Annotated in this window: 12 protein-coding genes and 1 pseudogene; 4 read left to right on the forward strand and 9 right to left on the reverse strand. The window is 69.0% G+C overall.

Annotation, left to right across the window (positions count from 1 at the left end; genetic code table 11):
- Positions 1-74: 74 nt before the first annotated feature.
- Positions 75-1,079, reverse strand: a pseudogene (locus BLV01_RS10090) (OmpA family protein); the annotation flags it as partial.
- A gap of 271 nt (positions 1,080-1,350) precedes the next feature.
- On the reverse strand, positions 1,351-2,808 hold the full coding sequence (locus BLV01_RS10095; RefSeq protein ID WP_091798366.1) for a bifunctional 2-methylcitrate dehydratase/aconitate hydratase: 1,458 nt from the start codon (positions 2,806-2,808) through the stop codon (positions 1,351-1,353).
- Between the two features lie 206 nt (positions 2,809-3,014).
- On the opposite strand from BLV01_RS10095, the gene BLV01_RS10100 reads away from it, so the two are divergent.
- The gene (locus tag BLV01_RS10100; protein WP_091798369.1) at positions 3,015-3,806 is read left to right on the forward strand and encodes a DODA-type extradiol aromatic ring-opening family dioxygenase; all 792 of its coding nucleotides are present in this window, start codon (positions 3,015-3,017) and stop codon (positions 3,804-3,806) included.
- 921 nt (positions 3,807-4,727) lie between these two features.
- On the opposite strand, the gene BLV01_RS10105 is transcribed toward BLV01_RS10100, so the two are convergent.
- Complete coding sequence (locus BLV01_RS10105) at positions 4,728-5,642, reverse strand: LysR family transcriptional regulator (RefSeq protein WP_091798372.1); 915 nt, start codon at positions 5,640-5,642, stop codon at positions 4,728-4,730.
- A gap of 102 nt (positions 5,643-5,744) precedes the next feature.
- Between BLV01_RS10105 and BLV01_RS10110 the strand changes: the two genes are divergently transcribed.
- From BLV01_RS10110 to BLV01_RS10120, 3 genes are all read left to right on the forward strand, one after another.
- Positions 5,745-7,007 carry an MFS transporter gene (locus BLV01_RS10110; protein WP_217633485.1) on the forward strand — a complete coding sequence of 421 codons (1,263 nt, stop codon included), beginning with the start codon at positions 5,745-5,747 and terminating at the stop codon, positions 7,005-7,007.
- A gap of 119 nt (positions 7,008-7,126) precedes the next feature.
- Entirely contained in the window at positions 7,127-8,371 is a 1,245-nt protein-coding gene (locus BLV01_RS10115) for an SGNH/GDSL hydrolase family protein (RefSeq protein ID WP_091798373.1), read from the forward strand.
- Between the two features lie 207 nt (positions 8,372-8,578).
- A complete protein-coding gene (locus tag BLV01_RS10120; protein ID WP_091798374.1) occupies positions 8,579-9,595 on the forward strand; it encodes a zinc-binding alcohol dehydrogenase family protein in 1,017 nt (338 codons plus the stop codon).
- A 96-nt stretch (positions 9,596-9,691) separates the two neighbouring features.
- Here BLV01_RS10120 and BLV01_RS10125 read toward each other — a convergent pair whose 3' ends face one another.
- The 6 genes from BLV01_RS10125 to BLV01_RS10150 form a co-directional block, all read right to left on the reverse strand.
- Positions 9,692-11,743, reverse strand: a complete 2,052-nt coding sequence (locus BLV01_RS10125; RefSeq protein ID WP_254782587.1) for an alpha/beta hydrolase family protein — start codon at positions 11,741-11,743, stop codon at positions 9,692-9,694.
- Positions 11,744-11,813: 70 nt separating this feature from the next.
- Positions 11,814-14,738 (reverse strand): TonB-dependent receptor plug domain-containing protein, encoded by a 2,925-nt coding sequence (locus BLV01_RS10130; RefSeq protein WP_254782588.1) that lies wholly within the window; start codon positions 14,736-14,738, stop codon positions 11,814-11,816.
- A 488-nt stretch (positions 14,739-15,226) separates the two neighbouring features.
- The gene (gene fusA / locus BLV01_RS10135) at positions 15,227-17,287 is read right to left on the reverse strand and encodes an elongation factor G (protein WP_091799117.1); all 2,061 of its coding nucleotides are present in this window, start codon (positions 17,285-17,287) and stop codon (positions 15,227-15,229) included.
- Between the two features lie 587 nt (positions 17,288-17,874).
- Positions 17,875-20,682: an AAA family ATPase gene (locus BLV01_RS10140; RefSeq protein ID WP_091798376.1), complete on the reverse strand. Its 2,808-nt coding sequence runs from the start codon at positions 20,680-20,682 to the stop codon at positions 17,875-17,877.
- A complete protein-coding gene (locus tag BLV01_RS10145) occupies positions 20,675-21,631 on the reverse strand; it encodes a hypothetical protein (RefSeq protein WP_091798379.1) in 957 nt (318 codons plus the stop codon). The genes BLV01_RS10140 and BLV01_RS10145 overlap by 8 nt, the downstream gene beginning before the upstream one ends.
- A complete protein-coding gene (locus tag BLV01_RS10150) occupies positions 21,628-23,133 on the reverse strand; it encodes a hypothetical protein (protein ID WP_091798382.1) in 1,506 nt (501 codons plus the stop codon). The genes BLV01_RS10145 and BLV01_RS10150 overlap by 4 nt, the downstream gene beginning before the upstream one ends.
- Positions 23,134-23,172 lie beyond the last annotated feature (39 nt).

Consider the following 23,172-nt stretch of genomic DNA (forward strand, 5'->3'; position numbering starts at 1 on the left):
CAGTTCTGGACGTTGAGCTCGGTGCGGCGGTTCTTCTCGCTCTTGCAGCCCGGCAGCGTCTGCGGGGTGTTCTCCAGCGGACGGCTCTCGCCGTAGCCGATCGGGCCGTTGAGGCGGCCGGCATCGACGCCGTTGCTGGTCAGGTAGTCGTAGGCGGCCTTGGCGCGGCGCTCGGACAGCTTCTGGTTGTAGGCGTCCTTACCGCACAGGTCGGTGTGGCCGGCGACTTCGACCTTCAGCTCGGGATAGCGCTTCAGGATTTCGGTGGCCTCGTTGAGGATGGCGATCGCGTCCGGACGCAGGGTCGCCTTGTCGAAGTCGAAGTTCACGCCCTTGAGGTCGATGGTGACCGGAACCGGGCAGCCGTCCGGACCGATGGTCTGGCCAGCCTGCGAGTTCGGGCACTTGTCGTCGCAGTTGTTCACGCCGTCGCCGTCGTCGTCCTTGTCGGCGCAGCCCGCCTCCACGACCGGAGCCGGAGCGACCGCAGCGACGGGCTCCGGACCCAGCGGGACCACGATGCCGACCGAGGCCAGCACGTCGCCGAACCAGTCTTCCTGCGGCGCGTTGACGCTCTGGTCGTCGAAGTCGGCGCGGTAGGCCAACTCGGTGCGGATGCCGACGCGGCCCAGGTCGCCCTGGATGCCGACGCCGACCTTGGCGGCGAAGTTGCCGTCCTTGCGGTTGCCCGGCGACAGCGGCGACGGGATGAAGTACTCCTCTTCCGAGCGCTGGTAACCCAGGCCCATCAGGATGTACGGGTTCCAGTTGCGGCCGTCGGTGACGAAGTGGCGGCGCAGGTCCAACGAGATGCCGTACTGGCTCCAGTTGGCGTCCTGGTTGGCGTCGAACTTCGGGTTCTGATAGTTCAGCTCGCCGTCCAGCGACCAATTCTTGTTCAGGAACTTGCCGAGGCCGATCGCGCCGAACGGCGCGTTGCGGGTGCCGCGGTCGTTGTCCTGGATGTTCATGCCGGCAGCGCCGGTAAGGTACCAACGGTCGTCGAAGTCCTGGGCGCTGGCGACTTGCGCAAGGCTCAGGCCACCCAGCAGGGCGGCGCAGAGGAGTTTCTTATTCATCTTCTAGCTCCTGTTTCTTTAGAAAGGAAACCGCGTCTGCGAGGTTTCTACCGTTCAGGACGGCCGCCTGGACGACGCCGACCCGCGCAGGTTAGGTTTGCCAACGTGAAAGCGGTGTTAACAACCGTCTAACATTCGAGCCGGTTCCATGAATACTAGGAGTCGGTCGCAATTCGTTCATAAAAAAAGTGCAGCTCCATTCAGCTGGAACTGCACTTATGAAGTGCTAATCGGACGCCCGATGCCGGGCGCCCGGATCAGCCCGGGGCGATCACTCGCCCTGGCGCACGAACAGGCTCATGAACTCGGTCACCGGCAGCGCTTCCAGCTCGGCCGGATTGTTGGCCAGGGCCAGCAGGCGGTCGGCCTGGGCGGCCGGCAGCTTGGCGCGGATCGCGGCTTCGAACTTGGCCATCAGCACCGGGATGCCCTCGGCGCGGCGGTTGCGGTGGCCGATCGGGAAGTCGATCGAGACCTTGTCGGTCGAGCTGCCGTCCTTGAAGAACACCTGCACCGAGTTGCCGATGTAGCGCTTGTCGGGGTCGAAGTAGTCCTTGGTGAACTGCTCGTTCTCCTTGACCGTCATCTTGTCGCGCAGCGCGTCGATGCGCGGGTCCGCGGCGACGGCGTCGACGTAGTCGTCGGCGGTCAGGCGCCCGAAGATCAGCGGCACGGCGACCATGTACTGCAGGCAGTGGTCGCGGTCGGCGTAGTTGGCCAGCGGGCCGGTCTTGTCGATGATGCGCACGCCGGCTTCCTGGGTCTCCAGCTCGACGCGCTCGATCTGGTCGAGCTTGTCCTTGACCTGGTCGTGCAGCTGCATCGCGCACTCGACCGCGGTCTGGGCGTGGAACTCGGCCGGGAACGAGATCTTGAACAGCACGTTCTCCATCACGTAGCTGCCGAACGGACGCTCGAACTCGAACTGCTTGCCCTTGAAGGCGATGTCCCAGAAGCCCCAGGTCTTGACCGACAGCGCGCTCGGGTAGCCGACCACGCCCTTGTTGGCGTTGAGCGCGTGGGTGACGGCGCGGCGGCAGGCGTCGCCGGCGGCCCAGCTCTTGCGCGGGCCGGTGTTCGGCGCGTGGCGGTAGGTGCGCAGCACGCCGTTGTCGATCCAGGAGTGCGAAACGGCGGTGATGATCTCTTCCTTGCCGCCGCCGAGCATCTGGGTGGTGACCGCGGTCGAGGCCAGGCGGACCAGGATCACGTGGTCGAGGCCGACCCGGTTGAACGAATTCTTGAGCGCGTAGCCGCCCTGGATTTCGTGCGCCTTGATCGCGTGGCCGAGCACGTCGCGCACGCTCATGGCCTTGCCGCCTTCGGCCTCGGCCTTGCGGCCCAGGTAGTCGGCGACGCCGAGGATGGCGCCGAGGTTGTCGGACGGGTGGCCCCATTCGGCCGCGAGCCAGGTGTCGTTGAAGTCGAGCCAGCGGATCTGCACGCCGATGTTGTAGGCGGCCTGGACCGGGTCGAGTTCGTAATTCGTGAACGGCACCCGCGCGCCGCCCTTCATCTCGCCGCCCGGCACCAGCGGGCCGAGGTGCTTGAGGCATTCCTTGTGGTCCATCGCCAGCGCCGCGCAGGCCAGCGAGTCCAGCAGCATGTAGCGGGCGGTGTCGTAGGCTTCCTTCGAGTCGATCTGGTAGTCGGCGACGTAGTCGGCGATGTCGACCATCGGCTTGTCGGGATCGGGGCGGACGGTCGAACGGATGTCGAAGTGGCTCATGGGCGAAAGGCCTGCGGTGAGAGAGCCCGCTATTTTGCCAGACCGCGAAGACCCGGCGGACCGCGGGGGTATGGAAGCCGCGGGGCGGCTCCGGCGGGCCTTGCGTCAACAATTGACGCCTTTGGTCGCGATTGCCGACAGCGGCGAAACGATCAGGCGCGGGCGCGCGGCTTGGAAATCGCCGGTGCGAGGATCACCCTTGGGCGATGGACATCCCCACCCGCCTGCCGACCTTATTCCTTTCGCACGGCTCGCCGATGCTGGCGCTGGAGGATTCGCCCGCCGGGCGCTTCCTCGACGCGCTCGGCCAGCAGCTGCCGTGGCCGCGCGCGATCGTGATCGCCTCGGCCCACTTCATGACCGACCGGCCGATGGTCGGCGGCCACGAGCGGCCGCACACCGTGCACGACTTCGGCGGGTTCCCGCAGCCGCTGTACCAGATCCAGTACCCCGCCCCGGGCCAGCCGCGCCTGGCCGAACAGGTGGCCGCGCGCCTGGCCGACGCCGGGCTCGACCCGAAGCTGCGCGACAACCACGGCCTCGACCACGGCGTGTGGGTGCCGCTGCGGCGCATGTACCCGCAGGCCGACATCGCCGTGGTGCCGCTGTCGGTGCAGCCCCACGGCACGGCGGCGCAGCACTACGCCGTCGGCCGGGCGCTGTCGGCGTTGCGCGACGAGGGCGTGCTGGTGATCGGCTCGGGCGGCTTCGTGCACAACCTGGGCGACCTGGACTGGGGCGATCGCGAGGCGCCGATGCCGGACTGGGCGGCGGAGTTCGCCGGCTGGATGCACGCCAGGCTGGCCGCGGGCGACCGCGAGGCCTTGCTCGACTGGCAAGCGCAGGCGCCGCACGCGCGGCGTGCGCACCCGACCGTGGAGCACCTGATGCCGCTGTTCGTCGCCCTCGGCGCGGCCGGCGCTTCGCCGACGGTGCGCACGATCCACCGCTCGCATGAGATGGGTTCGTTGGCGTTGGATGCGTTTGCGTTCGATTGAGGGCGGGGCCGGGCCGGTTTCGGGTTTTTGTGGGTTCGCCGCGTCGTTCCGGCGAACGCCGGAATCCATCTTGCTGTTGTTCTTGCCGTTGCCGTTCGCTCGGACGCAACCCCACGCAAAGCACACGTCCCGCAGCCCCGGAGGGCGCGCGCATGGATGCGCGCGCGCGCCATGGGGCAGGATGCCCCTTATGGCGCGGCCCCGCGCCCGGTGCTGGACCTAGTGGCTTTTGATTCGAAACAGGGAAAAGCACTTTCTTTGGTTACTTTCTTTGTTGCTTTGGACAAAGAAAGTGACCCGGCCGCTTGCGGCCGGAAGCTTTGGATCTTCGCTTGTCGTCAAGCGTACGAACACGCAAAGGCCGAACCCACCGCGGCACGCCCCCTGTAGGAGCGGCGCAAGCCGCGACCGCGACAACGCAACTACGACGAAACCTTCGCGATTACTGCGATGGCGCGGTCGCGGCTTGCACCGCTCCTACAGTCGGATACGCAACTGCACTGCCGTCGTTGACGAGTGACGACAAGCGACAATCAAGGGCTTTCGTCCGCAAGCGGCCGAGTTACTTTCTTTTGGCAGCGCGCCAAAAGAAAGTAACCAAAGAAAAACGCTTGTCTAAAGTCACAAGCCGCTAAGTCCAGCACCTTGCGCCGGGATGCGCCGTAAGGGGCATCCTGCCCCTACGGCGCACGCGCGCATCCATGCGCGCGCCCTTCGGGTCTGCGGAGCAATGACCTTCCGCAAGGTGACGTCCAAGCCAACAGCAACGGCAACATGGATTCCAGCTGTCGCTGGAATGAGGGTCAGCGGGTAGTTTCGACGCAAAAGGAAATGCGCCGCCACTGTTTGCGCAACCTCCGCAAAACAGTGAAGCCCACAGGGGGCGAAATCCGTGCCGCAGCTGCCGAACCCAGCTGCCGCTCAGGCCTCGCGCTCCCACGGCGGCACCTCGCCGAACGACTCGGCCATGAAGTCGATGAACGCACGCACGCGCAGCGGTACGTAGCGCCGTTGCGGCATGACGGCGTGGATCGCGGTGTCGGGCAGGCGGTGGCGCGGCAGGACCTGCACCAGGCGGCCGGCGCGCAGGTCTTCGTGCACGTGCCAGACCGAAAAGTGGGCGATGCCGAGGCCGGCGATCGCCGCGTCGCGCAGGACTTCGCCGAAATTGCTCTCCAGCCGCCCGTTGACCCGCACCACGCTCTCGCGCCCGGCGGCGTCGAGCACGCGCCAATGCTCCAGCCGCCCCTGCGCGCCGACCAGCAGCAGGCATTCGTGGCCGGCCAGGTCCTGCGGCGTGCGCGGCGCGCCGTGGCGGCGCAGGTAGTCGGGCGAACAGGCCAGCACGCGGCGGTTGTGGGCGAGTTTGCGCGCGACCAGGTTGGAGTCGTCGAGCGTGCCGATGCGGATCGCCAGGTCCATGCCGGCGGCGATCAGGTCCAGGTTCTCGTCGCTCAGGTTCACGCTCAGCCGCACCCGCGGATAGCGGCGCTGGAACTCGGGCAGCAACGGCGAGAGGTACATGCGGCCGAACGCGGCCGAGGTGGTCACCCGCAGCTGCCCGGACGGTTCGCTGCCGGCGCGGCGCAGGTCGTCGGTCAGGCCTTCGAGTTCCTCGATCAGGGCGCGACCGCGCTCGGCCAGGGCCAGGCCCTCGGCGGTGGCGTGCAGTTGCCGCGTGGTCCGGTGCAGCAGGCGCACGCCGAGCTCGCGTTCCAGGCGCTTGAGCCGCTGGCTGGCCACCGCCGCCGACAGGTCCAGGCTGCGCGCGGCGGCGCTGATCGAGCCCAGGTCCAGGACCCTCAGGAACAGGTTCAGGTCGGCGATCCGGTCCACGGGATTTTCAATTTCTGGTTGAGAGTGATTCGCCATCCTGCGGGTTTTTCCACAAGATGCAACGGCCCAGACTGGCGCCTCTTTCTTCCCCGGATGCGTCCCATGCACGCCCCCTCCCCTTCCACCGCCGCCACGCCCGCCGCGGGCGGCCGCGCGCGCCTGCCGGTGGCGCTGTACGCGCTGACGGTCGGCGCGTTCGGCATCGGCACCACCGAGTTCGTGATCATGGGCCTGCTGCTGCAGGTCGCCGCCGACCTGCAGGTCGGCCTGGCCGCGGCGGGCCTGCTGATCTCCGGCTATGCGCTGGGCGTGTTCGTCGGCGCGCCGGTGCTGACCGTCGCCACCGGGCGCATGCCGCGCAAGGCGGTGCTGGTGGCGCTGATGCTGATCTTCACCGTCGGCAACATCGTCTGCGCGATCGCGCCGAACTATACGGTGCTGATGATCGCGCGGGTCATCACCTCGCTCGCCCACGGCACCTTTTTCGGCGTCGGCGCGGTGGTCGCGACCGGCCTGGTGCCGCAGGACCGCAAGGCCTCGGCGATCTCGATCATGTTCACCGGCCTGACCGTGGCCACCCTGCTCGGCGTGCCCGCCGGCGCGTGGCTCGGCCTGCACCTGGGCTGGCGCTCGACGTTCTGGGCGGTGGCGGCGATCGGCGTGATCGCGACGGTGGTGATCGCCGCGCTGGTGCCGCGCGACCGCAGCAAGCCCGAGCCGGTCGCGCTGCGCCGCGAGCTGCGCGCGGTGCTGCACCCGCAGGTGTTGCTGGGCCTGCTGACCACCGTGCTGGGCTTCGCCGGCGTGTTCACCGTCTACACCTTCATCCAGCCGATCCTCACCACCCTGAGCGGATTCGGCGACGCCGCGGTCTCGCCGATCCTGCTGGTGTTCGGCGGCGGCATGATCCTGGGCAACCTGATCGGCGGACGCTTCGCCGACAAGCGCCTGGCGCCGGCCCTGGTCGGCACCCTGGTCGCGCTGGCGGCGGTGCTGGGCGCGATGACCTTCGGCCTGCGCGACCCGGTCGCCGCGGTCGCCTTCGTCGGCCTGCTCGGCGTGGCCGCGTTCGCGACGGTGCCGCCGCTGCAGCTGTGGGTGCTGCAGAAGACCGATGCGGCCGGGCAGAACCTGGCGTCGAGCCTCAACATCGGCGCGTTCAACCTCGGCAACGCGCTGGGCGCCTGGCTCGGCGGCGCGGTGATCGAACACGGCCCGGGATTGGGCGCGGTGACCTGGGTCGCGGCGCTGGTAACGGCATCGGGACTGGCGCTGGCGTTGCTGGCGACGCGGCTGGATGCGAAAAGCCGCGCCAGCGCGAAGCGCAGCAGCAAACCGGCCATCGCAGCCGCGTGCGCAGGCTGAGCGCTGCCAAGCGCCATCGCAGCCGCCGCATCGGCGACGGCGCCGAAGCCGACGCGATTTCTCACAAACCCCTCCCACTTTCCCGCGTCGCATCGCGACGCCTTTCCGGCCTACCGATCATGAATGCCCTGCCTCGCTCCCTCGCCGCCGCCGCGCTCGCCCTGTCTCTGCTCGCTCCGGCGCAGGCCGCCGAGCGCGCGCGCTGGATCGGCACCTGGACCGCCAGCCCGCAAGCCACCTGGGACGCCGGATTCGTCCTGCCCAACAACGCCCCCGACCGGCTGCGCGACCAGACCGTGCGCCAGGTCGCGCGCATCAGCGTCGGCGGCGACCGCGTGCGCATCGCCCTGTCCAACGCCTACGGCCGCGAACCGGTCGTCATCGGCGCGGCGCGCATCGCGCGCAGTCTCGGCGGTTCGCGCATCGAGGCCGGCAGCGATCGCGCGCTGACCTTCGGCGGCCGCAGCAGCGTCACCTTGCTGCCGGGTGCGCCGGTGCTCAGCGATCCGGTCGAACTCAGCGCGCCGGCGTTGGCCGAACTCGCCGTCAGCCTGTACCTGCCGCAGGACACCGCGCTGCGCAGTTTCCACTGGGAAGGCGGGCAGGATGCTTACCTCGCACGCGGCGACCGAAGCGCGCAAGCCGCGCTCGACGGCGCCGAAAAACTGACCAGCCGCCCCTACCTCAGCGGCATCTATGTCGAGTCCGCGCACGCGGCGCGCACCGTGGTCGCGTTCGGCGATTCGATCACCGACGGCGCCGCCTCCACCGTCAACCGCAACCATCGCTGGCCGGACTTCCTCGCCCAGCGGCTGGCCCCGCGCGACATCGCCGTGCTCAACGCCGGCATCTCCGGCGCGCAGGTGTTGAACGACGGCATGGGCGTCAGCGCGCTGGCCCGGTTCGAGCGCGACGTGCTGGCCCAGCGCCCGGACAGCGTGGTGCTGCTGATGGGCATCAACGACATCGGCTGGCCCGGCAGCAGCTTCGAGCCCGCGCGCGAAGCGATGAGCGCGCAACGCCTGATCGACGGCTACCGCCAGTTGATCGCGCGCGCCCGCCAGGCCGGCGTGCGCATCGTCGGCGCCACCTTGACGCCGTTCGAGGACGCGCTGCCGGACGCGCCGGTGAAGCGCTATTTCGACGCGGACAAAGAACGCGTGCGCCAGCAGGTCAATGCCTGGATCCGCGACAGCGGCGAGTTCGACGCTGTCGCCGATTTCGACGCCGTGATCCGCGACCCCGCGCATCCCGCGCGCATGCAGGCCGGCTTCGATTCCGGCGACCGCCTGCACCCGGGCGACGCCGGTTATCGCGCCATGGCCGATTCGCTCGACGAGGCGATCCTGTTCGGCGCGCATTGAACGAAGAAGCCTGGCCGGACATGCAACGCATGCGAACCTGCGCGCAGACATCCGGGATCGACGCTCCATCCGCTCGCCATTCCCGCCCACGCATTCACGCAACCGTGGCCACGGGCTTCTCAACACCGTAAGCCGCGATCGCGCACAATCCGGCATCGCCCCGCGATCCCGGCCCCCACCGCAATCCCACGTTTCCCGGAGTCCGCAATGAAAGCCGTAGCCCTCACCCGTTACCTGCCCATCGACGATCCGCAATCGCTGACCGACGTCGAGCTGCCCGCGCCGAGCGCGCGCGGCCACGACCTGCTGGTGCGGGTCGAGGCGGTCTCGGTCAATCCGGTCGACACCAAGGTGCGCTCGCCCAAGCCGCAGGTGGAAGCGCAGCCGCGCGTGCTCGGCTACGATGCCGCCGGCACGGTCGAAGCCGTCGGCGAACAGGTCTCGCGCTTCAAGGTCGGCGACAAGATCTATTACTCCGGCGACATCACCCGCCCCGGCAGCAACAGCGAGCTGCACCTGGTGGACGAGCGCATCGTCGGCTCGGCGCCCCGATCGCTCGACGCGGCCCAGGCCGCGGCGTTGCCGCTGACCGCGATCACCGCCTGGGAACTGCTGTTCCAGCGCATGCCCTTCGACAGCGAGAACGGCGGCCGCGGCAAGCGGCTGCTGATCGTCGCCGGCGCCGGCGGCGTGGGTTCGATCGCGATCCAGATCGCCAAGCGCGCCGGCTTCGAAGTGATCGCCACCGCCTCGCGCCCGCAGACCGTCGAATGGTGCCGCAAGATGGGCGCCGACCACGTGGTCGACCACCGCCAGCCGCTGGCGCCGCAGCTCAAGGCCCTGGGCATCGAACAGGTCGACGCCGCGCTCAACCTCGCCGACACCGACCGCTATTGGGTCGAGCTCGGCGAACTGCTGGCGCCGCAAGGCCATGTCGGCCTGATCGTGGAGCCGGCCGGCGCGCTCAAGATCGGCGATCCGTACAAGCTCAAGTGCATCGGCATCCACTGGGAAATGATGTTCGCGCGGCCGCGCTTCGGCACTGCGGACATGATCGAACAGGGGCGCATCCTCGACCGGGTCGCGCAACTGATCGACGCCGGCGAACTCCAGGGCACCCACACCGAGACCCTCGGCCGCATCGATGCGGCGACGCTGCGCGAGGCGCACCGCCGGCTGGAATCGGGCGCGACCATCGGCAAGCTGGTGCTGGCCGGCTGGTAAGCGCCGCGCGTCGCACGCCGACGTCGCCGCCGCCAACGAAAAGGGGCGCCGCATCGCTGCGGCGCCCTTGTTTTTTCGCGGCCTGCAATGCGCGGCTTACAGCCCCGAACCGCCGCAGCCCTTGCTCAGGTAGGTGTCGATCAACTGCAGCTGGTCGCCCATGATCTTGCGCGTCCACGCCGGGCCGTGGGCGTAGTCGGCGATCGGGTGGTACTCCACCGGCTGGCCGGAGGCCTTGGACTTGTCGGCGAACCACTCCGACTGCTCGATCGGCACGGTCTGGTCGCGATCGCCGTGATAGATCATCAGCGGGATCTTGATCTTGTCGGCCTGGTCGAGCGGGCTGAGGCCGGCCACGGTCGGCGCCTGCGCCTCGCGGAAGAACGGGTTGGTGTAGAAGCGCGCCCAGATCCGGCGGATGTCGGACACGCCGGCGCCGGCGATCGCGCACTTGTACAGCCCGTTCGGCCGCACCGCCGCGGCGAAGGCCGCATAGCCGCCGTAGGAGAAACCGAACATCGCGACCCGGCCCGGCTGGGCGATCTTCTGTTCGATCAGCCACTTCACCCCGTCGTCCTTGTCGTCCTGCATCTTCTGGCCCCACTCGGCGTCGCCGGCCATCCACAGCTTGCGGCCCCAGCCCTGCGAGCCGCGGTACTGCGGCTGCAGCACGGCCATGCAACGCGACACCATCAGCGGCACCCACATCGAGCCGTCGAAGCCCATGCCGTCGCGCGCCCACGGGCCGCCGTGCGGATGGATCACCGACGGCCACGGGCCGGCGCCGCACAGTTCCTTGTTCGGCGTGGTCAGGAAGCCCGGAATGGTCTGCCCGTCGCGGGCCTTGTAGTAGACCAGCTTGACCTCGCCCAGCGCGGCCGGATCGATCTGCGGATAGGCCTTGCCCAGCGCCGCCAGCTTGCCGCCGCGCAACAGGTAGAACTCCGGCGGACGCGCGCGCCCTTCGACCGCGACCACCGCGGTGGACAGATCGGCGGAGTAATCGACCAGGCTGTAGCCGGCCGCGGCGTCGTAACCGGTGGTCGCGCCCTGGCCGGTGGCCGGATCGACGAACTCGGTCGGCGCCGGCTTGAGCTGCAACGCCGCGCGCAACGCCTGGTCCAGCGCCTTGAGCTTGGGATGCACCCACTGCACGTCGTTCTCGCGCGGGCCTTCGTAGCGCAGGCCGAGGATCTCGCCCTGGCCGACGCCTTCCACGCCCTTGCTGCGGTTGACGATCACCGAGGACGCGTCGAAGAAGCGGTGTTCGAACAGATTCTCCTTGCGCGCCTTGGCGGCGATGTCGTACTCGTAGATCACCGACTTGTCGCGGCCGACGTTGCTGCGCACGAAGGCGATGTTGGGATCGTCGGCGAAACCGACCACCTGCACCTCGTCGCGCTCCTTCACGTACGAGCGGAAGTGCTCGGTCCACTGCCCGCTCTTGGGGTCGCGGAACTGGGCGGCGACGAAGGCGCCCTTGCCGTCGGTGTCGTTGCTCAGGCGCGCGGCCAGGTTGCCCTGCGAGTCGGTCAGATACCCGCCGATGCGTTCGTTGCTGCGCTGGATGCGCTCGGCCTTCCAGGTGCGCAAGTCGACCTTGTACACATCGCCGGCGCTGGAGCCGACCGTGTTCATCACCAGCACGTGATCGGGATCGTTGGGCAGCGCGTCGAGGATCGCCGGCACCGCCAGCGCCTGCCGCACCTGCTCGTCGCGGCTCTCGGCGCGCTCCTGCGGCATCGGCTCGTGCCAGTCCTTGCCCTGCAGGTCGGTGATCATCAGCTTGTTGGCGAAGGTCTTGTACAGCCGGTCCGCGCGCAGATCGTAGGGCTGCCACAACGACACCGCGAGCAGGTCGTTCTTGATGAAGCTGACCCCATTGAGCTTCATCTTGGCCGAACCGATCACGGTCGGCGCCTTGTCCAGCGCGTCGGTGTCCCATACCAGGATCACCCGCTCCTCGCCGCGCGCCTGCAGCGCGGCCATGCGCTTGCCGTCGGGCGAGAGGGTGAAGCTCGACATCAGCGGGAACGCGGCGAGCTGTTCGACCGTCGGCACCGCGGGCTTGGCCTGCGCGGCCGGGATCGCCGCCGCGGCCAGCGCGAGGCCGAGCGCGACGCGCTTGAACATATGCATTTTGTCCATGAGGACTCCCCTATCTTCCGGGCAAAAAAAAACCGCCGCCCGGGTTAGGGGCGGCGGTCGTTGGTACCGATCAGAACTTCGCCTGCACGTTCAGGAAGAACGCGCGACCGACGTAGTCGTAACCGCTGTACAGCGGGGCGTTGCCCACGCGGTTGTAAGCGCCCGACTGCGAGATCTTCTTCGGCTCGGCGTCGAACAGGTTGCGCACGCCGCCGGTGAAGGTCCACTTGTCCAGCTTGAACTGGGCCGAGATGTGCGAGAGGTAGTAATCCTCCGTGTGCATCTTGAACGCAGCGGTGTTGCGGTCGAGGCCGTAGTAGCCGTAGCTCTGCATGGCGTCGACCCATTCCAGGCCGTAGCGGAACTTCCAGTTCTTCCAGTCGTAGGTGGTGTCGAGCGTGGCGGTCATCGACGGCGAACCGATGTTGCCGTTGTAATCGTCCAGCGCGTCCTCGGCGAACAGCTTGTTGGACTGCTCCAGGAAGTGGGTCGCCTGCAGGGTGGTGCGCAGGGTGCCCGGGCCGACGTCGCGGACGTAGCGGACGGTGAAGTCCAGGCCGCGCACGCGGTCGGTGGCCAGGTTGACGTAGCTGTCCTGCACGGTCAGGGCGTTGCTGCCCGGAGCGCGCGCCGCGACCAGACGGCAGAAGCCGCCACCGGCGCGGAAGTCCGGATCGTTGTAGCAGCGGTCCAGGATCTCGGCGCCGCCGGCGCGAGCGACGCCGTTCTCGACTTCGATCTTGTAGTAGTCCACCGCGAACGACAGGTCGCCCCAGCTCTTCGGCATTTCCGGCTGCAGGATGATGCCGCCGGTGAAGTTCTTGGAGGTTTCCGCCTTCAGGCCCTGCGCCGCGCCGCCGTTGTTGATGACGGTGACGCCGCTGGTGGCGTTGAAGTTCGGCACCAAGCCTTCGGACGCGCAGTTGGCGGCCAGCGAGATCGAAGCGTCCGGATCCACGCCGTAGTTGTTGCACGGGTCGACGGAGTTGGACAGGAAGCCGGTGGTGGCGCCCAGGAACTGCTCGAACAGCGCCGGAGCGCGGTAGGAGGTGCCGTACGACGCGCGCACGGTCAGCCAGCTGAGCGGGGTCCACAGACCGCCGATCTTGTAGGTGTTGTCGCTGCCGTAGGACTTGTAGTCGGTGTAGCGGGCCGACAGGTTGAAGGTCAGTTCCTCGGCGCCCTTCAGGCCGGACAGCACCGGCACTTCGATTTCGCCGTAGATTTCCTTGACCGAGTCCTTGCCGCGGGTCGGATCGCCCGAGGTCAGGTTGTACAGGTTGCGGGCGACGCCGTCGGCCGACGGGGTGTCGTCGATCTTGGCGCGGCGGTACTCGACGCCGAACGCGCCGCGCACATCGCCGTACGGCAGCGAGAACAGCGGACCGTCGATGGAGAAGTTGACGGTGCTTTCTTCATACAGGGTGTTGCCGGTGACCGGACGGTAGACGTAGTTCTTCCAGTCCTGCGGCAGCTTGCCGCCGACGACCTGCGTGGTCAGGAACGGCGCGGCCACGCAGCCGCCCGACGGATCGCGGCAGACGACGCCGCCCGGGCCCGCGACCACGTCGAGGCTGCGCGCCAGGCGATCGGTCAGGAAGCTGTCGAAGGTGTAGTCGGCATCGGAACGCGACTTGCTGACCATGAAGTCGTAGCGCCAGTCGGTCCACACGAAGTCGCCGCGCAGGCCGCCGGTGGCCTTCCAGAAATCGACCGTCTGCGAGCTGTGGTTGTTGCCGAAGCCGATGAAGGCGCGCACCGCGACCGGGCGGCCGTTGCTGATTTCGGTCGGCTGGGCCTGGAACAGGGCGTTCTGCAACTGCGCCGGCAGCAGGATGCTGCCGCGCGCGTAGTCCAGGGTCAGCTGGCTGTAGCCGGTCTGGCTGGATTCGCGGCGGTTGCCGAGCAGCTCGAAGTACACCTCGGCGTTGCCCAGCGCCTGCAGGTCGTAGGCGCCCTGGATGTAGCCGGTCTTGACTTCCACCGGCGAGATCAGCGAGCGGTTGAGCATGCGCGGATCGAAGGTGTCGCGCACGTTGGTGTTGGTCGCGCCGCCGGCCACGCCCTCGTAGCCCACCAGGCCGGTGCTCACCGACGAGTTCGGGCGCCAGCGGTTGAAGATGTTGCCGACCGAACCGGCCGCGCCGACGCCGGGGCGCAGCTCGGTGCCGATGGAGTTGATCGCCGAGCCGTTGGAGCCGGTGCCGGTGATCGGGTAGCACTTCGGCATGCCGGTCAGCGGGTCCTTGAAGTCCGCGCTGCCCCACTCGCCCACGCCGGTCACATTGCCCGAGCCGTCGCGGGTGACGGTACGGCGGTAGTCGGTGTTGCAGCGGGTCCAGTCGCGATCGCCGAGGGTCAACTCGTTGCGGTCGTAGGCTTCGAACGAGCCGGAGATGCTGAAGCGGTCGCCGGTCTTGCCCCAGGACAGCGAGTAGCGGGTTTCGTCGCCGCCGCCGTCTTCGGTCACGTTGTACTGGGCTTCGACGGCCAGCTCGTTGATGTTCTTGCGGGTGACGATGTTGATCACGCCCGCGATCGCGTCGGAACCGTAGATCGACGAAGCGCCGTCCTTCAGCACTTCGATGTGATCGATCATCGAGGTCGGCAGCACGTTCAAGTCGGCCGAGCCGACCGAACCGCGCGAACCCGCCGGCGCCACGCGGCGGCCGTTGAGCAGGATCAGGGTGCGGGTCGGGTCCATGCCGCGCAGGCCGACGGTGTTGGCGCCGGGACCGCCGTTGGTCACGAAGCCGCCGTAGGCGTTGTTGATCTGGCCCTGGCCGCCGGTGACGGAGGTGCTCTGCAGCGCGCCGGTGGTCGAGTTGAAGCCGGCCAGCGTGGTTTCTTCGCGGGTGATCACCTGCAGCGGCGAAACCGAGGTGAAGGTGTCGCGGCCGATGCGCGAGCCGGTGACCGTCACGGTCTCCAGGCTGGTGGCGTTCTTGCTGGCGACTTCTTCCGCGGACGGCTTGGCGTCCTTGTCGGTGGCCACGTCCTGGGCAAGGGCGAGACCGGCATTCGGAAGGACCAACGCTGCGAGCAACGCGCAGCTGAGACGGTGCCGTCGCGGAGCGACGGGATTGCGTGAAGCCATTAGAGCTTCCCCCTGATCGGTGGTTTTTTTCTATGTATTGCCGGCCGGTGTCGTCGTTCCCCGCGACAGCGGCGGCCCCCAAACTTGAACGTTAACGCTCAATTAACCTCAACCTAACTGATACGGCGATCACTCGTCAACCACAAAGAAGGTTAAAAGTCTTGTCTTTTTTCGCCTGGATTTCACACACGCGCCGCCTTTGTGCAGTGCACAAAATTGGCGTTTAGCTGGCAACTGAACGCACCAGTTAGGTTCAAAACGCAGACGGGCGGGTCCGCCCTACCCCGGCGGACATAAAAAACCGCCGGACGCGGCGTGCGCGTCCGGCGGCGGCATGACCAACCGGCCAAATGAAGCAAAGCGCCGCCCCGACGGGGCGGCCGAACTCAGGCGGCCTTGGAGGCGCGCGCGGTTTCGTAACCGTCGAACACCATCGAGGCCGAGGCCCGTCCCTGGGTCAGCGAACGCAGCGTCGTCGTGTAGCCCGACAACTGCGCCAGCGGCGCGCGCGCGCTCACGTCGCTGCGGCCGCCCTTGTCGTCGATCGACAACACCCGGCCGGCGCGCCGTTGCAGGTCGCCGACCACGTCGCCGACGTTGGCCGCGGGCGTGTCCACCACCAGCGCCATCACCGGTTCGAGCAAGGTCGTGCCGGCCTGGGCCAGCGCAGCCTTGAGCGCGTCGGCGGCGGCGCGTTGGAACGCCAGCTCCGAGGAGTCCACCGCGTGGGTCTCGCCGTCGGTCAGGCTGACGGTCAAACCCACCACTGGGAAGCCTTGCGGCCCTTCGGCCAGCGCCGCCCGCAGCCCCTTCTCGGTCGCGCCGACGAAGTTGCGCGGGACCACGCCGCCGACGGTGCGGTCGACGAACTCGAACAGTCCGTCCTCGCGCGGAGCCACGTCGATGACCACGCGCGCGTACTGGCCGCTGCCGCCGGTCTGCTTGGACAGCTTGCCTTCCACGCCGCGCACCGCCCAGCTCGGCGTTTCCTGATAGGCCACGCGCGGCGAACCGGTGCGCACATCGACGTTCCACAGCTCGCGCAGGCGGTCGACCATCACTTCCAGGTGCAGCTCGCCCATGCCCCAAACCAAGGTCTCGCCGGTATCCGCATCGGTGCCGACGCGGAACGACGGGTCCTGCTGGGCCAGGCTCGCCAAACCCTGGCCGAGACGGATCAGGTCGGCGGAGTTGGCCGCGGTCAGACGCCACGACAACACCGCCGGCTGCGCCTGGATGCTGTCGAGCGCCAGGCGCGCGCCGGCGTCGCTGAGCGTTTCGCCGCTGATCGCGTCTTTCCAGCCCACGACCGCCACTATTTCGCCTGCGTACGCCACGTCCACGTCCTGGCCGCGGTCGGCTTGCACGACCTGCAAACGGCCGACCCGCAGCGCCTTCTCGCGCCGCGACGCCCACACCGTGTCGCCGACCCGCAGCGTGCCCGAGTACAGGCGCACGAAGGTCTGCGCGCCGTGCTCTTGCTGCACGATCTTGAACACCAGGCCGGCCAACGGGCCGTCCGCATCCGGCGCCAGTTCGGTTTCGCCGCGTTCGCTTTGCGCGCGCACGGCCGGCCGGTCCAGCGGCGACGGCAGGTAATCGACGATAGCGTCGAGCAGCGGTTCCACGCCCTTGTTCTTGAACGCGGAACCGGCCAGCACCGGGGTGCCCGCGCCGGCCAGGGTGGCCCGGCGCAGCGCGGCCTTGAGCAGCGCGGCGTCGATGGCGCGGCCGTCGAGGAAGGCCTCGGCGAGCGCGTCGTCGTGGTCGGCGACCGCTTCGACCAGGCGCTGGCGCGCCGGTTCGAAACGGACGGCTTCGTCATCGCTCCAGGGGTGGCGCGAGACGTTGCCGGCCTCGTCCCACGCCACGCGTTCGCGCGCGACGTAGTCGATCCAGCCGCTGAGCTCGGATTCGCTGCCGACGGTTTCGCCGAGCGCCCACGCCACCGCGTCGAGCTTCTCGCGCATCTGCGCGAGGGTGTGCTCGAGCGAGGCGCCGACGCGGTCCATCTTGTTGACGAACGCGATCAGCGGCACGCCGTGGCGGCGCGCCTGGCGCCACACGGTTTCCGATTGCGGCTGCACGCCGTCGACGCCGCTGAACACCGCCACCGCGCCGTCGAGCACGCGCAGCGAGCGTTCGACTTCGATGGCGAAGTCGATGTGGCCCGGGGTGTCGATGACGGTGAGGCGATGCTCGGCGCCGTCGTGCGGCGTCCAGCGCGCCTGCACGGCGGCGGCGCCGATGGTGATGCCGCGGCGGCGTTCGATCGGGTCGAAGTCGGTGGTGGCGGCGCCGTCGTGAACTTCGCCGGTGCGGTGGATCGCGCCGGTTTTCCACAACAGGCGTTCGGTCAGCGTGGTCTTGCCCGCGTCGACGTGGGCGATGATGCCGAGGTTGCGCCAAAGGCTGGCGGAGGTGCGGCGGGTAAGCGGGGTGTTCATGAGCAGGTTCGCATTCGTGGCCAACATCGGGGTCGCCGCGCGCCCCGGTTGGCTGCGGGATGCGCGGCTAGGCTTGGGTGTCTTCCGTGGTATTCACGACACGTTCTCCTTGGTTTTCCGGGTGTTGCGACGAGGGGACGACCGGCGTACGCCGGCGGTTCGCGAAAAGGCGGGCAATAAAAAAGCACCCGGGCGGGTGCTTGTTTTCGTACGACTTGGGACGACGCGGGTCAGATCGACCGCGAAGCCAAGATCGCAGGAGGCAGGCGCACCCGGCCCACGCTCGCGCGCAGGGCGTTCAGCGATATCAGGAGCGGGAAGCGCTGCATGACGGGGTGGCCTGAGGAAAGGGGTGGGTGTTGCGTGTGCATATCGTAGGGGCGGCGCGGCGGGAGTCAAGCCGCGCGGGGGCCGCCGCGGTGGGATTTATCGTTCCATTCCCACGCCCCGACGGACCGTCGGCCGCTTCCTGTAGGAGCGGCGCGAGCCGCGACCGCGACAACGCAACCACGACGAAGGTTGCGGCGTAGGTGCGTTGTCGCGGTCGCGGCTCGCGCCGCTCCTACAGGGGGCAAACGAGGCCGCGTTTAAGCGGCCTTGCCCTTCGCCTCGACCTGCCGCTTGAGCACCGCCACCGGCTCGGCCCAGGTATTGCCGCCGCGGCGCTTGCTCGTGGTCAGCACCAGATCCGACGGATCGAACACGTTGAGGTTGTGGGTGATCGGCGTGGTCAGGATGTACTGGGCGTCGGTGGCGCGCAGGAAGCGGCCGACCTTCTCGATGTTGAACACGTCCAGGTGCGCGAACGGTTCGTCGATGAACACGAAGCCGCCCGGCTGGTCTTCGTCGCGCAGCAGCGCCACCAACAGCAGCAACGACTTCATCACCTGCTGGCCGCCCGAGGCTTCGCCGTCGTCCAGGCCGATCCAGCCCTTGCGGTCGAAGTCGAAACGCACCGACAGGCCGGCCTGGGCCAGCGCGACGTCGTTGTTGGCCAGCTCCGGCATGTCGGCGTCGACGCCGATGCCGGCCAGTTCGCCGAGCGCGGCGAGGTTCTTCTTGTAGCGGCGCACGGTTGCGCGCAGCACGTTGATGTAGGCGCCGCGCGCTTCCTCGGTGAGGCGCTTGGCGCGGTCCAGATGGCCCTCGCGGCGCATGATCGAGCTGGCCAAGTCGTCGTGGTCGGCGCCGATCTTGTCGCGCAACGGCACGCACGACTCGTCGGTAACGAAGCCGCCGCGCTCCAGGCGGTCGTCGATGCGCTCCATCTCGCGGCGCACCGCCGAGGCGCTTTCGTACTCCTCGCGCGCGGCGTGCAACGCGGCCGCGGTGCGCCACGACTCGGGCATGATCGCGCGCTTGCGCCGGTAATCGACGATGCGCTGGATCAGGCTGTGGCGCTCGCCGTTGATCTGCGAGCCGCGCTCGCGCAGTTCGCGCGCCAGCGCGTCGATCTGGCCCTGGCGCTTGGCCGCGGCGATGCCCTCGGCCTTGTCCTGGTCGCCGGCCGCGTCGATGCGCGCGCGCGCCTCGCTCAACGCGGCGGCGGCGGCGCCGGCGGCTTCGGCCAGTTCCGGCAGGCGCTCGGCGGCGGCGGCGAATTCGCCGGCGCGGGTCACCAGTTCCTGGGTCGCGTCCAGGCCGAGCAGGCGCGACTGGTCGGCGTCCACGCGCTGACTCAGTTCCTGCAATTCGGCTTCGCGCGAGTGCGCGCGCTGGACGATGGTCTCCTGCTCGACGCGCAGCTCGGCCAGTTGCGACTGGCGCGCGCCGCTGCCGAAGTGCTGCTGGTTGCCGCCGATGTGGCGGCCGCCGCGGCTTTCGCGCAGATAGCCCTTCTGGGTGATCCAGTCCTGCTGCGCCGGCAGGCGCGAGCCGTGCTCGATGTCGGTGACGCGGCGGATGCGGTCGAGCTGGCGCGGCAGCCACGCCGGCGGATCGGCGGAGAAGCGCACCACTTCCAGCAGCGAACCCGCGCTGGGCTTGGGCACCGGCGCGCGCTCGGCGACGATGAAGTGGCGGTACTGCTGGCTTTCGCCGAGCTGCCACGCGGTGCGCGCGTCCTTCGGGTTTTCCAGCACCAACAGGTGCCGGTACGGCGCCAGCACCGCTTCGACCGCGACCGACCATTGCGGGTCGACGATCTCGACCAGTTCGGTCAGCACGTGGTGATCGATGTCGGCCTTGAGCAGGCTGCTGCGGAAATCGCGTTCGAACGGCTCGACGATGCGTCCGCCGCCGCTGAGCGCGGCCAGCTGCGCGGCCAGTTCGCCGGCGCGCTTGCGGTCGCGCTCGGCTTCCAGCTTCAGTTCGGCCTGGCGGCGACGGCCGTTCTCGACCGCGGCGCTGAGCGCGTCGACGTCGAGCTCGCCGCGCTGCGCCTGCAGCCTGGCCAGTTCGTCGCGGCGCTTGACCAGCATCTCGGCGTCGCGCGCGGCGTCGCGTGCCTGGGTGAAGGTCTGCTCGCTGGCGGCGACCTGGCGGCGCGCCTCGCGCATGGCTTCGACCAGGGTCTCGCGGCCGCCGGAGGCGACCGCATCCTCGCGCTGCATGTCGTCGAGCATGCGCTCGCGCTCGCGCAGCGCGCGGCGCAGGCCGGTCAGGCGCGGCTTGGCGCCTTCGATGGCGTTGCGCTGGTCGGCCAGTTCGACCTTGGGCGCGATTTCGGTTTCCAGGCGCTGGCGCTGGTTGCGCAGCGCGTTGTAGTCCTCGAACGAACGCACGTCGGCCTTGGCCGATTCCAGGCGCAGGTGGAGGCCGGCGAGGTCCTGGCCGAGCTGCTGCAATTCCTTTTCGACGTCGAACTGCTCGGTGCGCGCGCGCTGGTAGTCGTCGAGCACGGCCTTGTCTTCGAACACGTCGAAGATCAGCTGCAGCAGTTCGCGCGGCGAATACTGGCAGAGCTTGTCGGTGGCGCCCTGCTCCAGGGTCAGCACCCGGCAGATCGCCCGGGTCAGGCCGGCGCCGGCCAGGCGCACGCGGTAATCGCGCACGCCGAGCCATTCGCCGCCCTGCTCCAGCGTTTCCACCGGCACGTCGCCGCCGACGATCTGGTAATCGCGGCTCCAGTCGCCGCCGCGCTTGCGGATGCGGCAGGCCAGGGTGACCTGGTCGTCCTTGATCGGGAAGAACGGCCGGCCGCCGCGACGGTCGGGGCTGTTGCTGACCACCGCGCGCAGCCAGGCGTACGGCTTGCCGTTGTGGCGCAGGTAGGTCTTGTAGTCGCGCGCGGTGTCGCGGTCTTCGATCGCCAGCAGGGTGCGCAGCGCGTCGAGCAAGGTGGTCTTGCCCGAGCCGTTGGGCCCGACCACGGTGACGATGGACGCGTCCAGCGGCAGCTGGAAGCGCTGCCAATAGTCCCAGTGCACGACTTCGAGCGAGCGGAACTCAAACATCGGCCGCGGCCTCCTCGTGCTTCATGTCTTCGGGTGGGACGGGGTCGTCTTGCGCGGCGGGTTCGTCGGCCGCATCGGGCGCTTGCTCGCCGACCGAATCGGCCTGCGCCGCGACCGCTTCGGGCAGCGCTTCGGTTTGGTCCGGCGCATGCACGCTTTCGACCGCTTCGATCGCGGCCTGGAACGCATCGTAGTCGTCGGCCTGCAAGCCCGCCGCGGCCAGCGCCGCGTCGGCCAGCTCGGCCGCGGTCGCGCGCTCGCTTTCGCTCTCGAGCAAGGCGTCGGCGGCTTCGCGCTCGGCCATCTCCAGTGCGTGCTGGCGCGCTTCGGCGACCACGAACGACAGCGCGCCGTCCATCACCCGGCCGGCGATGCGTTCGTAGTCGAACGCCAGGTCCAGCATCGGGCCCTCGTGGATGCGCTCCTTGCGCCGCACGATGAAGCCCTGTCGCGCCAGCGAGCCGAGGTTGAACTGGATCCGGGTCTTGCCGCCGAGCTTCTCGCCGAAGTCGGCCATCAGCGTGCGTTCGTTGATCGGCTCGACCACTTCGGCGCCGACCGGCACCGGCTTGAGCTCGGCGAACATCTGCTCCTGGTCCTGGTCGCGGTCGGCCTTCTGCCGGGCGATCTGGCGCTGGCGCTTGGGCAGCACCAGCAGCGCCCACAGCACCACCAGCAAGGCGATGGCGTCGCGGTCGAGCTGCAGGTTGGTCGAGGACCAGGCTTTGGCGCTGCCGAACACCGCCGACTCCTGCGGCCGGGCGATGCCGACCGCGATGTGCGCGGCATAGGGATGTTCGAGCAGGCGCATGCCGACCGAGGCCAGGCGGCGGTCGAGGTCGTTGCGCAGTTCGGCGTCGGTCAGCAGTTCGCGGACGGCGGTGTCGTCGCGCGACAGCCAGCGTTCGGCCAGCAGTCGCGCGATCAGGGAAGCGATGGGGTCGTTCATGCGGTGGGTACGGTGTCCTTGGCCGCTTGCTTGCCGCGCCGCTTGGGCGCGGCGTCGCCTGCGGCGGTCTTCTTGTCGTCGTCTTGCGGCTTGGCCGCGCGCTTGCGCTTGGCCGGCGCGTCGCCGGATTCGGCGGCGGCGTCCGCGGCGTCTTCCGCCGCGGCCTTGCGCTTGCGCGGCTGGCGCGCGCGCAGCAGGTCTTCCTCGCTCAGCGTGTCGAGGCGGCCGCGGCTCATGTAAGCCACGCCGGAATGGCCGATGGTTTCGAACTGCGTTTCCACCCGCCACGCCAACGGCAGCCGCGCCATCGAGGCGCTGACGCCTTCGCGGTTCTCCGCGCCGGGATCGCCGATCAGGCCGAGCAGCGACAGGCGATACGCGCTGAGCGAGAAGTTGTCGTGCGGCACCACCGCCGACAGCGGCGCCGACGGCAGCGATGCGTCGTCCGCCGGCGGGCCGCCGGCCAGCGCGGCGAGCTGGTCGAGCCAGTTCTCGGCGTAACCGAAGTCGGTCGCCGCCGCGGGCGAGCCTTCCGCGCTCGGCGCGGCCTGCGCCGGCGGCAGCGATTGGTCTTCGCGCGCTTCGCGCTCGCGCTCGACCAGTTCGTATTCGGCCACGTCCAGCGCGATCGGCGCGAGCATGAACGCCGGGATCGCGGTGCGGGTCAGCAGGTCGTCGGCGATGCCGGCGAGCTTGTCGATGTCGAGTTCGCGCAGGAAGCGGTTGACGTCGGACGAGGACAGGCCGCTCGCGCCCAGGTGCACGCGATGGCGGTCGAGCTGGCTCAGCGCGCGCTGGAACACCGAGGCCTGGCGCAGCATCGCGCTCTGGGCGCGGCCGATTTGCTGGGCGACGCGGTGGGTGTGGCTGTCCAGTTCCAGGTCGGCGGAGATGTCCTCGACGATCTGGGTGCCCTTCTCGATCCAGCGCCAGGCGTGCTGCAAGGTGCCGGCGGCGCGCTGGATGCGGTGTTCGGACCCCGACAGCACCGCCTGGTCGAAGTCTTCGCGCAGTTCGTTCAAGCGCGACAGCAGGTGTTGCAGATCGTCCGAACGCACCCGGCCGACCGCCTGGCCGGCGGCGATCTGCGCGGTCACGTAGGCCAGTTCGTCGCCTTCGCGGTTGAACTGCAGCAGCATCCCGATCGCCGCCAGCGCCTGGCGCCCGGCGGGACTGATGCGGTAGCGCTGGGTCTGGCCGTCCCACAGCAGCAGGTCGTTGTCGCGCAGGCGGCCGATCACGGTGTCGAACTTGACCGGGTCGAGGTAGGCGAAGTGTTCGCGCAGCTCCTGCGGGCTCCAGTCCGGCGCCTGGCCGCGCTCGCCGATGGCGCGCAGCACCAGCAGCCGCACCATCACCGACTCTTCGCCGCCGTGGAACAGGGTGGAGAAGGCGCGCAGCAGGTCGCGCGCGCCCAGCAGGGGCTGCAGGTCGGGTAGGTCGGCGGCGACGATGTCGGCGCGCAGGTAGTCCTGGAGGCTGGTTTCGGCGGCTGCGTCCATGTAAGGCGGACTACGGGGGGTCGGGCATGTTCGGCGATG

The organism is Lysobacter sp. yr284, assembly GCF_900107375.1.
In the GTDB taxonomy this organism is placed as follows: domain Bacteria; phylum Pseudomonadota; class Gammaproteobacteria; order Xanthomonadales; family Xanthomonadaceae; genus Lysobacter.